Annotated in this window: 14 protein-coding genes; 6 read left to right on the top strand and 8 right to left on the bottom strand. The window is 70.9% G+C overall.

From position 1 onward, the window contains the following. Nucleotides 1-145: 145 nt before the first annotated feature. From ACZ7KF_RS17095 to clpS, 3 genes are all read right to left on the bottom strand, one after another. Nucleotides 146-1,582, bottom strand: coding sequence for an amino acid permease (locus tag ACZ7KF_RS17095; RefSeq protein ID WP_471074801.1), 1,437 nt, complete (start codon nt 1,580-1,582; stop codon nt 146-148). 329 nt (nt 1,583-1,911) lie between these two features. Beyond that, nucleotides 1,912-2,517, bottom strand: coding sequence for a DUF2017 domain-containing protein (locus tag ACZ7KF_RS17090; RefSeq protein WP_471074798.1), 606 nt, complete (start codon nt 2,515-2,517; stop codon nt 1,912-1,914). A 13-nt stretch (nt 2,518-2,530) separates the two neighbouring features. Then, nucleotides 2,531-2,848, bottom strand: a complete 318-nt coding sequence (clpS, locus tag ACZ7KF_RS17085) for an ATP-dependent Clp protease adapter ClpS (RefSeq protein ID WP_471074795.1) — start codon at nt 2,846-2,848, stop codon at nt 2,531-2,533. 56 nt (nt 2,849-2,904) lie between these two features. Here clpS and ACZ7KF_RS17080 point away from each other — a divergent pair, with 56 nt between their 5' ends. The 4 genes from ACZ7KF_RS17080 (at nt 2,905) to ACZ7KF_RS17065 (ending at nt 6,567) form a co-directional block, all read left to right on the top strand. Beyond that, a complete protein-coding gene (locus tag ACZ7KF_RS17080; RefSeq protein ID WP_471074792.1) occupies nt 2,905-4,251 on the top strand; it encodes a nicotinate phosphoribosyltransferase in 1,347 nt (448 codons plus the stop codon). A 94-nt stretch (nt 4,252-4,345) separates the two neighbouring features. Then, nucleotides 4,346-4,939 carry a nicotinamidase gene (locus ACZ7KF_RS17075; protein WP_471074789.1) on the top strand — a complete coding sequence of 198 codons (594 nt, stop codon included), beginning with the start codon at nt 4,346-4,348 and terminating at the stop codon, nt 4,937-4,939. 199 nt (nt 4,940-5,138) lie between these two features. Beyond that, a complete protein-coding gene (locus ACZ7KF_RS17070) occupies nt 5,139-5,741 on the top strand; it encodes a hypothetical protein (RefSeq protein ID WP_471074786.1) in 603 nt (200 codons plus the stop codon). 25 nt (nt 5,742-5,766) lie between these two features. Then, complete coding sequence (locus tag ACZ7KF_RS17065; protein ID WP_471074783.1) at nt 5,767-6,567, top strand: hypothetical protein; 801 nt, start codon at nt 5,767-5,769, stop codon at nt 6,565-6,567. A 59-nt stretch (nt 6,568-6,626) separates the two neighbouring features. Here ACZ7KF_RS17065 and ACZ7KF_RS17060 read toward each other — a convergent pair whose 3' ends face one another. Both ACZ7KF_RS17060 and ACZ7KF_RS17055 read right to left on the bottom strand, forming a co-directional pair. Then, complete coding sequence (locus tag ACZ7KF_RS17060; RefSeq protein ID WP_471074780.1) at nt 6,627-6,953, bottom strand: hypothetical protein; 327 nt, start codon at nt 6,951-6,953, stop codon at nt 6,627-6,629. Nucleotides 6,954-7,075: 122 nt separating this feature from the next. Beyond that, the gene (locus ACZ7KF_RS17055; protein WP_471074777.1) at nt 7,076-9,439 is read right to left on the bottom strand and encodes an immune inhibitor A domain-containing protein; all 2,364 of its coding nucleotides are present in this window, start codon (nt 9,437-9,439) and stop codon (nt 7,076-7,078) included. A 372-nt stretch (nt 9,440-9,811) separates the two neighbouring features. Between ACZ7KF_RS17055 and ACZ7KF_RS17050 the strand changes: the two genes are divergently transcribed. Next, nucleotides 9,812-10,048 (top strand): hypothetical protein, encoded by a 237-nt coding sequence (locus ACZ7KF_RS17050; protein ID WP_471074774.1) that lies wholly within the window; start codon nt 9,812-9,814, stop codon nt 10,046-10,048. A gap of 126 nt (nt 10,049-10,174) precedes the next feature. Here ACZ7KF_RS17050 and ACZ7KF_RS17045 read toward each other — a convergent pair whose 3' ends face one another. Then, a complete protein-coding gene (locus tag ACZ7KF_RS17045) occupies nt 10,175-10,945 on the bottom strand; it encodes an RDD family protein (RefSeq protein ID WP_471074771.1) in 771 nt (256 codons plus the stop codon). A gap of 70 nt (nt 10,946-11,015) precedes the next feature. Then, nucleotides 11,016-12,638 (bottom strand): RDD family protein, encoded by a 1,623-nt coding sequence (locus ACZ7KF_RS17040; protein WP_471074768.1) that lies wholly within the window; start codon nt 12,636-12,638, stop codon nt 11,016-11,018. A 233-nt stretch (nt 12,639-12,871) separates the two neighbouring features. Here ACZ7KF_RS17040 and ACZ7KF_RS17035 point away from each other — a divergent pair, with 233 nt between their 5' ends. Beyond that, nucleotides 12,872-13,285, top strand: coding sequence for an SsgA family sporulation/cell division regulator (locus ACZ7KF_RS17035; RefSeq protein ID WP_471074765.1), 414 nt, complete (start codon nt 12,872-12,874; stop codon nt 13,283-13,285). Between the two features lie 8 nt (nt 13,286-13,293). Here the strand turns inward: ACZ7KF_RS17035 and ACZ7KF_RS17030 are convergent, their stop codons facing one another. Continuing rightward, nucleotides 13,294-14,700 carry an FAD-binding oxidoreductase gene (locus tag ACZ7KF_RS17030; RefSeq protein ID WP_471074762.1) on the bottom strand — a complete coding sequence of 469 codons (1,407 nt, stop codon included), beginning with the start codon at nt 14,698-14,700 and terminating at the stop codon, nt 13,294-13,296. Nucleotides 14,701-14,708 lie beyond the last annotated feature (8 nt).

Raw genomic sequence — 14,708 nt, 5'->3', positions numbered from 1 at the left:
GGGGTCAGGATAAGCAGAGGGGCCGTCCCGTACCGAGGGATGGTACGGGACGGCCCACATGCTGGACGTCCTGAGCGGCGGCCACCAGGGGCGCCACGAGTGCTCCCGGTGGCCGGACGTCCTGGGGAGGGTGTCTCTGTGTCCGTCAGCGCTTGCGGAACGCCGCGGCCTCCGGGTTGCGGCGCTTGAGCACCAGGTAGGCGACGGCGAGGATCAGGCCCCACAGCGGCGCGCAGTACAGCGAGACCCGGGCGTCCTTGTCGATGCCCATCAGCACGATCACCATGCCGATGAAGGCGAGGGCGATCCAGCTGGTGAACGGCGCGCCCGGGGTGCGGAACTCCGAGCGGGGCAGCTCGCCGCGGTCGGCCTTGGCGCGGTAGCGGATCTGGCAGAGCAGGATGACGATCCAGGCCCACATGCCGGAGATGGTCGCGAAGGACACCACGTAGTCGAACGCCTTGCCCGGCCACTGGTAGTTGATCCAGACGCCGACGAGCATCAGCGCGGCGGAGACCGTGGTGCCGACGAGCGGGGTGCCGCTGCGCGTCAGCTTGGTGAAGACCTTCGGGCCCTGGCTGTTGAGCGCCAGGTCGCGCAGCATGCGGCCGGTGGAGTACATGCCGGAGTTGCAGGACGACAGCGCGGCGGTGAGCACGACGAAGTTGACGATGCCCGCGCCGGCGGCGAAGCCCATCTTCTCGAAGGCGGCCACGAAGGGGCTGACGCCCGGGTGGAAGTTGGTCCACGGCACGACCGACAGGATCATGATCAGCGCGCCGACGTAGAAGACGGCGATGCGCCACGGCACGGTGTTGATCGCCTTGGGCAGCACGGTCTTCGGGTCCTTGGACTCGCCCGCGGTGACGCCGACCAGCTCGACGGCGAGGAAGGCGAACATGACCATCTGCAGCGTCATCAGCGTGTTGCCGACGCCGTGCGGGAAGAAGCCGCCGTCGCTCCACAGGTGGCTGACGGAGGCGGTGTCACCGGCGTCGGAGAAGCCGACGGTCAGGATGCCGACGCAGATCAGGATCATGCCGATGATGGCGGTGACCTTGACCATGGAGAACCAGAACTCCAGCTCACCGAAGAGCTTCACGGAGATCAGGTTGGCGCCGTAGAGGATGACCGTGAAGATCAGGGCCGACACCCATTGCGGGATGTCGAACCAGTACGTCATGTAGGCGGCTGCCGCGGTGACCTCGGTGATGCCCGTGACCACCCAGAACAGCCAGTACGTCCATCCGGTCACGAAGCCCGCGAAGGGACCGATGAACTCGCGCGCGTACTCCGAGAAGGAGCCCGACACCGGGCGGTACATCAGCAGCTCGCCGAGCGCGCGCATGATGAAGAAGATGACGAGGCCCGCGACGGCGTACGCCAGGATGAGGCTCGGGCCGGCCTTGGAAATGCCCTTGCCCGCGCCGAGGAAGAGGCCGGTGCCGATGGCACCGCCGATGGCGATCATCTGGATCTGCCGGGCACCGAGCCCGCGCTGATACCCCTCGCCGCCCTCGCTGCCCTCCGCCCGCACGGCCTCGTTGCCGTCGCGATGCTGGTCGACCTGCGCTGAGGTCATGTGTGGTGCGCCTTTCTCCATGCCGACCCGGGCCTTTCGTCGGCCTCGGATCGGGTCTCGATCCCCCCGGATTGCTGGAGCTGTTGCCTGGCCGACGGTCGTCGGCTCGGTGGCGCACCCGGCCGAACATGGGTGGTGTTGGCCGGGCGGTCGTGAAGATTTATCACGGCCGCAATATTGATCACAGAGGGGCGCTGTGAGGCATCGCATAGGAAAAAGCGGACAAAGTGCGGCTGAATGCACTAAACCCGGCCACTAAGGTGACGGGATCGTTATCCGGATTTGAGCGTCCTCTGAGCGAACACCCCCGGCAGGGCAAATCCTGCCGATCACGGCATAAGGGTCGTCACCAGGGTCTCCTGGAGCCCGCCCAGCCAGAGATAGGCCAGCACCATCGGCTTGCGGGGGTCCTCCTCCGGGAGGCGGTAGAGCAGATCGGTGTCGTCCTCGTCGGTGATCTCCAGCCGGGCGCCGATCGCCAGCCGGAGGTCGTTGAGGGAGCCGACCCACTGCCGGGACTCCTCGGGGGAGAGCTTGAGCACCGCCCCGCCCTCGTCGACCGGGGCGAGCGCGTCCAGGCTGCGGATCACCCCGAGCGCGTTCTCCCGCTTGCCGGCGCGCAGGTCGTTCTCGGTGTAGCGGCGGAACTCGGCGGAGTGCGCCCGCCGCTCCTCGGCCTCCGCCGACGTGCCCGCGGCCTGCTCCGGATCGCTGTAGGCGTCCGGGAAGAGCCGGCGCAGCACCGGGTCGGCGGGCGGCTCGCTCGGGCCCTCGGCGAACAGCTCGGCGAGCGGGTCGTCCGGGGTGTCGGCGGCGGGGCCGGGGCCGATCAGCTCCAGCAGCTGGACGGCCAGCGACCGGATGATGGAGATCTCGACGTCGTCGAGCGCGACGGCGGCGCCGCCGCCGGGGAGCGGTTCGAAATGTCCGGGCATATGAGTTCGGTCGCTACTTCCGGTCCTGCTGGAGGGTGGCCCACAGACCGTAGCCGTGCATGGCCTGCACGTCGCGCTCCATCTCCTCGCGGCTCCCGCTGGAGACGACGGCCCGGCCCTTGTGGTGGACGTCGAGCATGAGCTTGGCGGCCTTGTCCTTGGTGTAGCCGAAGTACGTCTGGAAGACGTACGTCACATAGCTCATGAGGTTGACCGGGTCGTTGTGGACGATCGTGACCCAGGGGACGTCGGGCTCGGGTACGGCGAAGACCTCCTCCGCCGACTCGGTGCGTTCGATCTCTACGGGCGCGGGTGACGTCACAAAGCCCATGCTGCCACGGCCCCGATAAATCGTCACACCGACGAGAAGGGAGTACGATCCTTGCCATGAACACAGCGGACCTTGGGCTGCCGGTGGATGTTCCCTCGACGGCGCTCTTCACGGACCAGTACGAGCTGACGATGCTGCGAGCCGCGCTGAAGGCCGGTACGGCCGAACGGCGGAGCGTGTTCGAGGTCTTCACCCGGCGGCTGCCGGACGGGCGCCGTTACGGCGTGGTGGCCGGCACCGGCCGCGTCCTGGACGCGGTGGAGAACTTCCGCTTCGACTCCGGTGTCCTCGGCTTCCTGCGCGAGCGGGAGATCGTCGACGAGGAGACCCTGCGGTGGCTCGCCGACTACCGCTTCGGCGGGGACATCTGGGGCTACCCCGAGGGCGAGGTGTACTTCCCCGGCTCGCCGATCATGCGCGTCGAGGGCACCTTCGCCGAGTGCGTTTTGCTGGAGACCGTGATCCTCTCCATCCTCAACCACGACTCCGCGATCGCCGCGGCCGCCTCCCGGATGGCCTCCGCCGCCGGACCGCGCCCGCTGATCGAGATGGGCGCCCGGCGCACCCACGAGCTGGCCGCGGTGGCCGCCGCCCGCGCCGCCTACGTCGGCGGCTTCGCCACCACGTCCGACCTGGCCGCCGGCTTCCGCTACGGCATCCCGACCGTCGGCACCTCCGCGCACGCCTTCACCCTGCTCCACGACCGCGAGCGGGACGCCTTCCGGGCCCAGGTGGACACCCTCGGCCGCGGCACCACCCTGCTGGTGGACACCTACGACGTCGCCGAGGCCGTCCGTACGGCGGTGGAGGTGGCCGGCCCGGGGCTGGGCGCGGTCCGCATCGACTCCGGCGACCTGCTGCTGGTGGCCCACCGGGTGCGGCAGCAGCTGGACGAGCTGGGCGCGACGGACACGAAGATCGTCGTGACCTCCGACCTGGACGAGTACGCCATCGCCTCGCTGGCCGCGGCCCCGGTGGACGCGTACGGCGTCGGCACCCAGCTGGTCACCGGCTCCGGGCACCCGACCGCCTCCATGGTCTACAAGCTGGTCGCCCGCGCCGAGACCACCGACCCGAAGGCGCCGCTGGTGCCGGTCGCGAAGAAGTCCAGCGGCGGCAAGACCTCCATCGGGGGGCGCAAATGGGCCGCGCGCCGGCTGGACGCGGAGGGTGTCGCGGAGGCCGAGGTCGTCGGCACCGGACCCGTCCCGGCCGAGCTGGTCGACCGGCAGCTGCTGGTCGAGCTGGTCAAGGGCGGTGAGGTGGTCGCCCGCGAGCCGCTGGACGCGGTCCGGGAGCGCCACATCGCGGCCCGCGCGAATCTGCCGCTCTCCGCGATCCAGCTCTCCCGCGGGGAACCCGTCCTTCCGACGGAGTACGTGCACGGGCGCTCGGGTAGCTAGAGCGGGACCGCCCGCCCCTTCGAACGCCCCCTCCCGCACGGGCCCGGAAGTCTCTAGGCTCAGTTACTTCACTCTTAGTCGAAGGACACCCACCATGCGCCGCGCCTTGATCGTCGTAGACGTGCAGAACGACTTCTGCGAGGGGGGCAGTCTCGCGGTGTCCGGGGGCGCCGACGTGGCCGCCGCCATCACCGAGCTGATCGGCCAGGCGGCGGGGACGGGGTACCGGCATGTGGTGGCCACCCGCGATCACCACATCGCGCCCGGGGGCCACTTCGCGGACAACCCCGACTTCGTCCGTTCCTGGCCCGCGCACTGCGTCGCGGGCACCGAGGGCGTGGGCTTCCATCCGAACTTCGCCCCGGCCGTCGCCTCCGGCGCGGTCGACGCGGTGTTCGACAAGGGGGCGTACTCGGCGGCCTACAGCGGCTTCGAGGGCACCGACGAGAACGGGGTCCGGCTGGCCGACTGGCTGCGGGAGCGGGAGATCACCGAGGTGGACGTGGTGGGCATCGCCACGGACCACTGCGTGCGGGCCACCGCCCTGGACGCCGCCCGGGAGGGTTTCCGCACCCAGGTGCTGCTGGACCTGACGGCCGGGGTCGCCTCCGGGACGACGGAGCGGGCCCTGGAGGAACTGCGGGAGGCGGGCGTCGAGCTGACCGGGAAGCCGGTCGTCTCCGCCTGACCGGAGCGGCGCCCCGCCCCGCCTCACCTCAAGATCAACACATTCTCCCCGGACCCCTTACATCCTGTGGATCACCTATGTAATGTCCACGCCAGGGGGCGGTAAAGGGATCTCCAGTCGCGCGGACGGTCTGCTTTGTCATGTCCGGAACACAGCACTGCTCCCCTCCTCGGAACTTTTCCTCACAGGGAGCAGATCGATGTCCGAACCTCTGCGCCGCCGCAGACTCGGGGCCGCGCCCAGGATCCTCCAGGTGTTCCTGCTGTGCGCCTCGTTCGTCGCCATCCACTTCAGCACCGCCGCTCCGGCCCAGGCCTACCACCATCTCTGCGGCAAGTTCTTCGGGGTCAGCGGCAACGACCCCATCTCGTACAAGTACAACAAGATCACCACCACGTACTACAACGCCTTCAACGGCGCCCAGGGCCGCTGGGACGCCACCAGTGCCCCCGGATACTTCCGGTACGAGAAGAACAACGGCGACCCCGAGATCGAGGTGAAGGACGAGGGGCACGCCTGGGACGACTGGGCCCGCACCAGCTGGCAGGGCTGCACCCTCGGCTACTGGAGCTACGACGAGGTGTACATCGTCTTCAACACCTCCACCATGCGCGGCCTCAGCGCACGCGAGAAGAAGATCGTCGCCGAGCACGAGGTGGGCCACGCCTACGGCCTCGACCACGAGTACATCACCTGCGCCAACCCCGGACCGGCCGTCATGCGGCAGGGCACGGGCAAGTTCGGCTGCGGGAGCGACGGCCCCTGGTACGACGACGTCAAGGGCGTCAAGGCCAAGTACTGAGCGGTTGAGGAGGACAACGACAGTGATGAAGACGAGAACGCGTTTCGCCGTGGCCGCCGGTGCGGCACTGGCCTGCCTGACGGCCTGCTCGGGCCCCGGCTCCACCGAGGCGGGCGGGGGGCTGCACGTCGAGGCGGACTACGCCTACTACAGCAGCGCCGAGGACGTCAGCTCGGTGGCGGAGATCGCCATCACCGGGCCCGTGCTCAGCATCCAGACGCGGGAGTGCGACAAGGGCGGCGACAACGCCGGCGAGCCCGCCATCGACCCGACCGAGCCGGACAGCACCGACCCCAACCCGGACCCCTCGGCCACCAGCTCCCCCGACCCGACGGCCACCCCCTCCGGGATCGCCGGTGACGGGCCGGGCGCGGCGGACTGCACGCCGATGATCTTCCTGAAGGTGCGGGTCGCCGGGATGATGAAGCGCGGCGGCGGGATCTCCGAGGGGGACGAGATCATCGTCGGCAACATCGACACGGACCAGGTGACGATGGAGGGCACCGCCCCGCTGACCGTCGGCAAGCAGTACGCGCTGTACCTGCGGCAGCTGGTGGCGGCCGACCACCCCGGCATCACGAGCGTGCCGAACTTCTGGATCCCGGTCGGCGGCAACCAGGGCATCTTCACCCTCGCCAAGGGCTCCGTCCAGCCGGCCTCGGCGAACATCGTGGCCCTCACGAACGCCGAGGCCCAGAAGAAGCTGCGCGCCTCCGCCGGGAAGTCCCGGCCCGAGCGGCTGCACACGACCGTGGCCGGCCTGAAGGAGGCCGCGAAGGTGGCCGCCGCCAAGCAGCGCGCCGCCAAGCACGCGACCGCGAAGTAACACCGGACGACCGGCCCGCACCGAGCGGCCCGCACCCCCCGGGGGCGCGGGCCGCTCGGTCATGCCTGCGTCACCGGCAGGCGCAGCAGGGCCCGGATCGGATGCCACAGCTCGGTGCCGGTGACACCGTTGTCCGGGGCCGTGCGCCATATCAGGCCGTCGGGATGGTGCAGCACCGCCGTGATCTCGTCCGGGCTGGGCGGAGCCGCGTTGCCGCGCAGGTAGATCGCGCGCAGGCCCAGGTTGCGCAGCCGGGTCAGGGCACGCGCCCGGTTCTGGGCGTGCACCAGCACCCGCACGCCGCCCGGCCCGCCGGCCGGACTGGGCAGGTTCAGCGCCACCACCACCGTGCCGTTCGGCAGCTTGCAGAAGCCTCCTGCGGCCATGCGGTCACATCCCCGTTTCGATCGCTGTCAATAAGAGACCCACAGGACGCACCTAAACACGATCGGCGGCAACCCGCCAAGGGGTTGCCGCCGATACGTCTGTGACCTGCGATGACAGGGAACTACTTCACCGCGGGGCCGATCTTGATCTGCACCGTGGAGCCGTCCTTGGCCTGCTTCACGATGGCGATCTTGGTGTTGGTGTCAGTGATCTTGACACCGCCGGTCGGGTTCGCCGGGTCGTAGTAGGTGCTGGTGTGGTCGTTGAAGACCGACACCCCCTTCTGCGACTTGATCTTGGTCGCGACGCCCGCCTGGTGCAGGGTGATCGCGTCCGTGGCCTCCAGGCTGAACGGCGAGTCGTACGCCTGCATGCGGTTGCGCAGCAGCGTGCCGTCGGACCACTTCAGCGCCTTCGGGTGGGCGTCGACCGGCAGGATCAGACCGGAGCCCGGGTGGCCGTTGGTGCTGTTGGTGTTGTTGTCCGCCTGGGAGGTGTCCCACTTCCAGATCAGCAGGCCGTTCTGGTACGCGTAGTGCTCCACCCAGTCCGGCCGGCTGGTGTTGAGGTAACCGAAGTTGTACGGGCCGACCTTGAGGGTCTTGTCGTACGACACGTACTGGCGGTTCTCGGCGATGTAGTACTGCTTGTAGTCCTTGGTGAAGGACGCGCCGATGCGGGAGAAGCCGGCCGCGGTCCAACCGGCGTCGGCGGTCTCGGCGTTGTCCGAGAACACCGGCGCGCCGTCGGCGGTCACGGTGATCCGGTCGGCCGTGAAGCCGTTCTCCGCGACACCGCCGTCGGTGGCGTAGCGGAAGCGCAGGTCGATCTTCTTGCCCGCGTAGGCGTCGAGCGGGAACGACAGCTTCTTGTGCGTTTGCGAGAAGCCGCTCAGCGCCGGCTTGCCGCTGGCGTCACGCGGGAGGGCCTGGCCGTCCGCCGTGCCGTCCAGGGCCGTCCAGTTGGCGCCGCCGTCGGTCGAAGCCTCGGTGTAGACGTAGTCGTAGCCGTCCTCGGTGGCCCACCAGCCGTCCAGGTCCAGGCTCGCCGACGACTTGCCGGTCAGGTCGACCGTACGGGTCAGCGTGTTCTTGAGGTCGTTGCCGCTGCCGCTCCACCACTGGGTCGAGCCCTCGGCGGGCTGGGTGATCGTGGTGGTGACCGCCTTGTCGGGCAGGTTGACCACGAGGGCCTGCTTGTCCCAGGTGTTGTACTCGGCGAGGCCCAGCTTGTGCGTGGACTGCTTGCCGGCCGCGGCGGTGTCGTAGTTCAGCCAGCCCAGCTGGAGCTTGTCCCAGGCGTTCATGTCGCCGGGCAGGTCGCCGATGGACTCCTTGCCGGTGCCCAGCCAGGAGCCGGAGGACATCAGCGTCCAGAAGCCGGTGGAGTTGTCGCCGCCGTTGGTGTCGTACTCGTCCGGCAGACCGAGGTCGTGGCCGTACTCGTGGGCGAAGACACCGAGGCCGCCGTTCTCCGGCTGGATGGTGTAGTCGCCGACCCAGATGCCGGTGCTGCCGACCTGCGTGCCGCCGAGCTTGTTGTTCTCGGGACCGGTGGCGCCGGCGTCGGTGCCGAAGGCGTACCAGCGGTGGGCCCAGATCGCGTCCTCGCCCTGGACGCCGCCGCCCGCGGACTCGTCCTCACCGGCGTGCACGATCTGGAAGTGGTCGACGTAGCCGTCGGGCTCGTTGAAGTTGCCGTCGCCGTCGAAGTCGTAGCGGTCCCACTGGTCGTACTTGGCCAGGTCCGCCTTGATCGCGGCGTCGGTCCTGCCGGCCGCCTTCTGCTGCGCGACCCAGGCGCTCAGACCGTCGCTGACGACGTTCCACACGCTCGGGCAGTTCTTCGAGCCGCAGGCGTTGTTGCCGTAACGGGCCTCGTTGAAGGGGACCTTGACCCAGTCCGTGACCTCACCGTCGACCGAGTAGCGGCCCGAGGACTGCTTCTCGTAGTACTTCTTCAGCGACTCGGTCTTCTTGCCGGTGCCGAAGTAGAGGTCCTGGTAGTGCTTCTTGTCGTAGTCCTTCTGCCAGGCCGTGGAGTTGTCCTTCTTGCGGTCCGGCGCGGCGATCTTGTTGTGCAGCGGTCCCGCCGTGCCCCCGTACTTGGGGTCGGTCTGGTTCCCGAACTCCACCAGGATCGTGAAGATCTTGTCGGTCTTCTCGCGGCTCAGCTCGACGTACTTGCTCTGGCCCTTGCGGCTCTTGAGCTGGACGACCTTGGAGCCGTTGCGCTCCTGGGCCTTCACCTTGCCCGATATGAGCTGGTTCAGGGCTTCCTCGCGCTGGGCGTCCTGAGTCTTGCTCAGCGGGCCGTCCAGGTCGTGCTTCTGCTGCTTGACCGGGGCCGGGTCGTGCCGGTTGGCGGCAGCGGACCGGGCCGGGGTGCTCGCCTCCGCGACGGCGAAGGTCGCGAACGTGGCGGAGGCCGCCGCGAGCGTCACGCCGATGGCAGCCGCTCTGAACGTCCAGGATCTGCTGGTCACTTGAGTTCCTCCCCCGCGCCGCGCACACGGACAGGGGGTTCCGGGTCATGGAGGAATCCGTGCGCGCAAGATCAACGCGTGTAATCAAGTGACGACATTTGACTAGAGGTTTAGCGGAAAAGACAGACCTTGACTTGAGCAGGACAAGTGCACTATGCGGAGGTGGCGTTCGTTTTACGAACACGTGCCGTCCGGCCGACGGGCGCAGGGCAAGGCCCGTTCGGCGGGTTCGGTGACTCCGTGCGCCCCCCGTGCAACGGTACCGTGGGTTAGGTCGTGCTTACCGGGCGTTCCGCTCGGGCATGCACGCCGAGAGAGTCGCACGGCACCCCCCGCACCCCACTCCCGAATACTGCCGAGGACACGATTGCCATGCCTCGTCCGACCGCCGCACAGCTCGCCTACGGTTCCTGCACCGTGCTCTTCTCGACGCTCGCCATGCTGCTGCTGTCGCAGACGAGTTCGGGCCTCGGGATCGCCGTCATCGCCGTCGCCGCACTCGCCCTGGGGCTGCTGGTCGCCATGACGGTCCCGGCGCCCGGGGCGCGCACGGCACCGGCGTCCGCCGAGCCCGTGGCGGACGAGGAGCGCGTCCCCACGGCCCTGTGACCGTACGGGCCGGCGCCGGTACGGCCCTGTGACCGTGGGCCCCCGTGACGGTACGACACGACGGCGGCGGGTCCGGGCGTGCTCCGGATCCGCCGCCGCCGTACGGGCGGCCGGGGGCCGCTTCGCTCAGCGGGTGCCGACCACCACCGTCTTGGCCGCCTTGTCGTGCAGACCCTGCTTGTAGGGCTTGTCGAAGAAGCTCCAACCCCCGCAGATCGCCGTCCAGATGCACGCACAGCAGAAGGCGAACGGCAGCCACAGCACCAGGGAGCGGAGCAGCGAGGTCTGCACGGAGGGCGTGGCGCCGTTCGCCAGGTCGGCCACCCGCAGATGGAGCCACTTCTTGCCGAGGGTCTGCCCCGACCTGCTGATCAGGAAGGTGTCGTACGCGATGTAGAGCACGGCGGCGATACAGGACTGCGCGAGGGACCTGCCGACCTCGATGCGGTCGCCGTCGACGGTGTACTCCCGCACCCCGAACGCCCAGGTGAGCAGCCAGACGACGATGCCGACGAGGATCATGTCGATGATCCGCGCGAGTGTCCGCTTCCCGCTGTCGGCGAGCGGGGGCATGCCGGCCAGCGGATCCGCCGGATAGCCGCCGGCCCCGTAGGGCCCCTCCGGGCCGGAGCCGTAGGGGGAACCGCCGTACGGACCACCGCCGTAGGGGCCGCCGTGGGGAGGGGGCTGACCGCCGGGAGGCGGGCCGCCGCCGTAGGGGGGTGGCTGGCCGCCGGGCGGGGGAGGCTGGCCCGCGCCCGGCGGCGGGGGCTGCCGGGCGCCGCCGTACGGGGCGTCGTACGGCGAGCCCGATCCCTGGTCCGAGGGGGGCCGCTTCCTGAAGGGGTCGTCCTCGGGGGGCTGCTCTCCGGAGCCGGGGGGCGGTTCGCTGCTCATGGCCCGAGTGGAACCCGAGCCTCCCGGCTCCGCATCCGGCAGACGGCCGGACGGAGTACGCCCGCCCCGGTCAGCCCGCCACGAACGTGTGGGCGGCCTTGTCGTGCCAGCACTGGTGCCAGGGCCGGTCGAACAGGCACCACAGCACCCCCACGACCCCCACGACCAGCAGCCCCGGCACGCTGAGGACCAGCCAGCGGCGCAGCGCCGGGCCGAACGTCGGGGGCTCGTGCCCCTCGATGTCCCGCACCTGAAGACCGCACAGCTTCTTGCCGAGGGTGCGGCCCCACTTGACGGTGGGCAGCACCTCGTACAGGACACCGGCGAGGAGCAGGACGCCGAGGACGATGCCGAGGCTGGTGCCGGTCGTGCCGTCGAGCAGCCAGACGGTGACCTCGTGGCCGGACACCCGGGCCGCGTCGATCTTCTCCTGGGCGTGGTCCACGGCCCGGCTGCCGAGCGGGACCGCCGCGACGGCCGTCACGGCCCCCACCACCAGCAGATCGATCAGCCGGGCGGCGAGCCGCTTGCCGAGTCCGGCGGGACGGGCGGCGGCCTGCCGGCGCGCGGCGGCCTGGAAGGGGTCCTCCACCGGCGGCTTCCACGGCGCCACCGGCTGTTCGTCCCCGCCCCCGGCCAGCTGGTGCACCTGTTGCGCCCAGGACGCCTGTCCGCCGCCGGGTCCGCTGCTCAGCGGGGTGGCGGGAGCACCGGACTGCGGGGGCACGGCCTGCGCGGGGCCCGCCTGCACGGGACCCGCCTGCACGGGACCCGCCTGTTGCGGCACCGAAGGGGGCGCGGCGGCCGGGTTCGGGGGCGGGGAGGGCTGGGGGATGCGGGGGGTCTGCGGTCCCTGGGACGCCTGGGGAGGCTGGGCGGAGGCCGCGCGGGCCGCCGCGGCCTTCCCGGCGCTGAAGCCGGGGTTCGCGGGCGCGCCGACCGGCCCCTGCGGGCCGAGACCGGCCGGGCCGGGACCGCCGGACGCCCCGCCCTCGGACGGGCCGGGCGGTACCGGGCGGAAGGTCATCGTGCCGTCGTCGGTCCGGGGCGCGGCCGGGCCGGGGATCGGCCGGCGGAAGATGAAGGTCCCGGGATCCGGCGCGCCGCCGCCCTCCGCCGGCGGGACGGTCACGGTGCCGTCGGTCCCGGCGGCGCCGGAGCCCTCCGGCGCATTCGGGGAGTCCCCGCTCCGGGAGTCCGCGGGCACGCGCGGGTCGGTGCCCCAGGGGGCGCCCCGGCCGGGGTCGGCGCCGAACCCGGCCGGCCGGCCGGGCTGCGCGGACCGGGGAGGCTGACCGGGCCGGCCCGCCGGACCGGAACCGGCCCACTGCCCGGCCGCGCCGGACTGGCCGGGCCGGCCCCACTGGGCGCCCTGCGCGGGCTGGGCGTCCTGCCCGGACCCGGCCGCCGCGGCCCACTGGTCGGACCGGCCCTGCTGGTCGCCGCCGTCCGGGCGGCCCGGGTCCGCCGGGTCCTCGTCGAAGAAGTGCGGCCCCGTCTCCTCCACGGACACGGGTGCCGGGTGGACGCCGGGGGGCGGGATGAGCGGTTCGCCGTCCTTGGGTGCCGGGCGGCTGGTTCCGGGCACCCAGGAGGCGCCGTTCCAGTACCGGACATAGCCGGGGATGGACGGATCCGGGTAGTAGCCCTCGCGGGGCCGGTCGTCACCTGGGGCCGGGGTTGGGGCGCTCATGTCCGTCGTCCCGTATCTGCTCGGGGGTGGGATGGGGGGCTCCACATCTATCAGACCCGGGCATCTCCCCACCGCCAGTCCCGCCGGACCCACCCCGATCCGGGCAACGCCACGCCGGACTCCCGGGCCTCGCGAAAGATCTTCCCCGAACCCGCGTAATGCCCCGGCCCCCGCCCCCTCTCTCTGGTGCGGGCCCGTTCCGAGCGGCCCCGGCCAGAAAGGAAACGCAGGTCATGCAGCACACCGTGGTGGAGCGCGAGCTGGAACTGAGGCTGGTTCTGTCGCCGGGGCACAGCGTCCCGGTCCCGGCCCGGCTCAGCTACCGCTCCGACGACCCCTATGCCGTCCACCTCACCTTCCACATCGACTCCGAGCACCCCGTCGACTGGACGTTCGCCCGCGACCTGCTGGTGGAGGGGGTGTTCCGGCCGTGCGGGCACGGGGACGTACGGGCGTGGCCCACGAAGGTCGACGGGCGCGGTGTCGTCCTGATGGCGCTGAGTTCGCCGGACGGGGACGCGCTGCTGGAGGCGCCGATCCCGCAGGTGTCGGCCTGGCTGGAGCGGACGCTGCGGGCGGTGCCGCCGGGGACGGAGGGCGGGCGACTGGGCCTCGACGACGCGCTCGACCAGCTGCTCGCCCGGTGAGGGAGGCGTCAGAACAGCTTGCCGGGGTTGAGAATGCCCAGCGGGTCGAAGACCTGCTTCACGGCCCGCTGCATCTCCACCCCGACCGGGCCGATCTCCCGGGCCAACCACTCCTTCTTCAGCACGCCGACGCCGTGTTCGCCGGTGATGGTGCCGCCCAGCTCCAGGCCGAGGGCCATGATCTCGTCGAAGGACTCGCGGGCCCGGCGGGACTCCTCGGGGTCCTGGGCGTCGAAGCAGACGGTGGGGTGCGTGTTGCCGTCGCCGGCGTGCGCGCAGACGCCGATCGTCAGGTCGTACGCGGCGGCGATCCGCTCCACGCCGTCCAGCATGGCGCCGAGCCGCGAGCGGGGCACGCACACGTCGTCGATCATCGTCGTGCCCTTGACCGCCTCCAGCGCGGTCAGCGAGAGCCGCCGGGCCTGGAGCAGCAGCTCGGACTCGGCGGCGTCGTCGGCGGGGATGACCTGGGTGGCGCCGGCCGCCTCGCACAGGGCGCCGACGGCGGCGAGGTCGGCGGCGGGGTCCGGGGTGTCGAAGGCGGCCAGCAGCAGCGCCTCGGTGCTCTCGGGCAGCCCCATGTGGGCGAGGTCGTTGACCGCCTTGACGGTCGTACGGTCCATCAGTTCGAGGAGGGACGGCACGTGACCGCCCGCCATGATGCGGCAGACGGCGTCGCAGGCGGCGGAGGCGGAGGCGAACTCGGCGGCCAGCACGAGCTGCCGGGGCGGCTTGGGCTTCAGTGCCAGGACCGCCCGGACGACGATGCCGAGGGAGCCCTCGGAGCCGACGAAGAGGCGCGTGAGGTCGTAGCCCGCGACGCCCTTCGCGGTCCGCCGGCCGGTGGACAGCAGACGGCCGTCGGCGAGGACGACGTCCAGGCCGAGCACGTACTCGGCGGTCACGCCGTACTTGACGCAGCACAGGCCGCCGGAGGCGGTGCCGATGTTGCCGCCGATGGTGCACATCTCCCAGCTGGAGGGGTCCGGCGGGTAGGCCAGGCCGTGTTCCTCGACCGCGCGGGAGAGGGTCGCGTTGACGACGCCCGGTTCGACCACGGCGATCCGGTCGACGGGGCTGATCTCCAGGATCCGGTCCATCCTGACGAGGGACAGCACGATGCATCCGTCGGTGGCGTTGGCGCCGCCGGACAGGCCGGTGCGGGCGCCCTGCGGGACGACGGGGACGCGCAGCTCGGTGGCGGTCCGCATGATGTGCTGGACCTGCTCGACGGTGCGCGGGAGGACGACGACGGCGGGGGTGCCCGCCGGGCAGAAGCTCGCCATGTCGCGTCCGTAGGAGGCCGTGACGTCGGGATCGGTCAGCACGGCCTCGGGCGGCAGGCCGGCGAGGAGCCGGTCGGTGAGGTTGCCCGTGTGCTCGTCGCGCGGTGCTTCGATACGGCTCATGATCACAGCGTGGC

The sequence above is a fragment of the Streptomyces sp. NPDC038200 genome (assembly GCF_055600785.1).
Note: the sequence above shows the minus strand (reverse complement) of the source record. Positions and strands in the feature narration are given on the sequence as shown.

Bases quoted from the DNA above. Each gene is read 5' to 3' on its own strand.
- ACZ7KF_RS17065 (WP_471074783.1), top strand. From the start codon at position 5,767: ATGAAGACGAGAACGCGTTTCGCCGTGGCCGCCGGTGCGGCACTGGCC.
- clpS (WP_471074795.1), bottom strand. From the start codon at position 2,848: ATGGGCTTTGTGACGTCACCCGCGCCCGTAGAGATCGAACGCACCGAG.
- ACZ7KF_RS17035 (WP_471074765.1), top strand. From the start codon at position 12,872: ATGCAGCACACCGTGGTGGAGCGCGAGCTGGAACTGAGGCTGGTTCTG.
- ACZ7KF_RS17070 (WP_471074786.1), top strand. From the start codon at position 5,139: ATGTCCGAACCTCTGCGCCGCCGCAGACTCGGGGCCGCGCCCAGGATC.
- ACZ7KF_RS17050 (WP_471074774.1), top strand. From the start codon at position 9,812: ATGCCTCGTCCGACCGCCGCACAGCTCGCCTACGGTTCCTGCACCGTG.
- ACZ7KF_RS17075 (WP_471074789.1), top strand. From the start codon at position 4,346: ATGCGCCGCGCCTTGATCGTCGTAGACGTGCAGAACGACTTCTGCGAG.
- ACZ7KF_RS17060 (WP_471074780.1), bottom strand. From the start codon at position 6,953: ATGGCCGCAGGAGGCTTCTGCAAGCTGCCGAACGGCACGGTGGTGGTG.
- ACZ7KF_RS17045 (WP_471074771.1), bottom strand. From the start codon at position 10,945: ATGAGCAGCGAACCGCCCCCCGGCTCCGGAGAGCAGCCCCCCGAGGAC.
- ACZ7KF_RS17080 (WP_471074792.1), top strand. From the start codon at position 2,905: ATGAACACAGCGGACCTTGGGCTGCCGGTGGATGTTCCCTCGACGGCG.
- ACZ7KF_RS17090 (WP_471074798.1), bottom strand. From the start codon at position 2,517: ATGCCCGGACATTTCGAACCGCTCCCCGGCGGCGGCGCCGCCGTCGCG.
- ACZ7KF_RS17095 (WP_471074801.1), bottom strand. From the start codon at position 1,582: ATGACCTCAGCGCAGGTCGACCAGCATCGCGACGGCAACGAGGCCGTG.
- ACZ7KF_RS17040 (WP_471074768.1), bottom strand. From the start codon at position 12,638: ATGAGCGCCCCAACCCCGGCCCCAGGTGACGACCGGCCCCGCGAGGGC.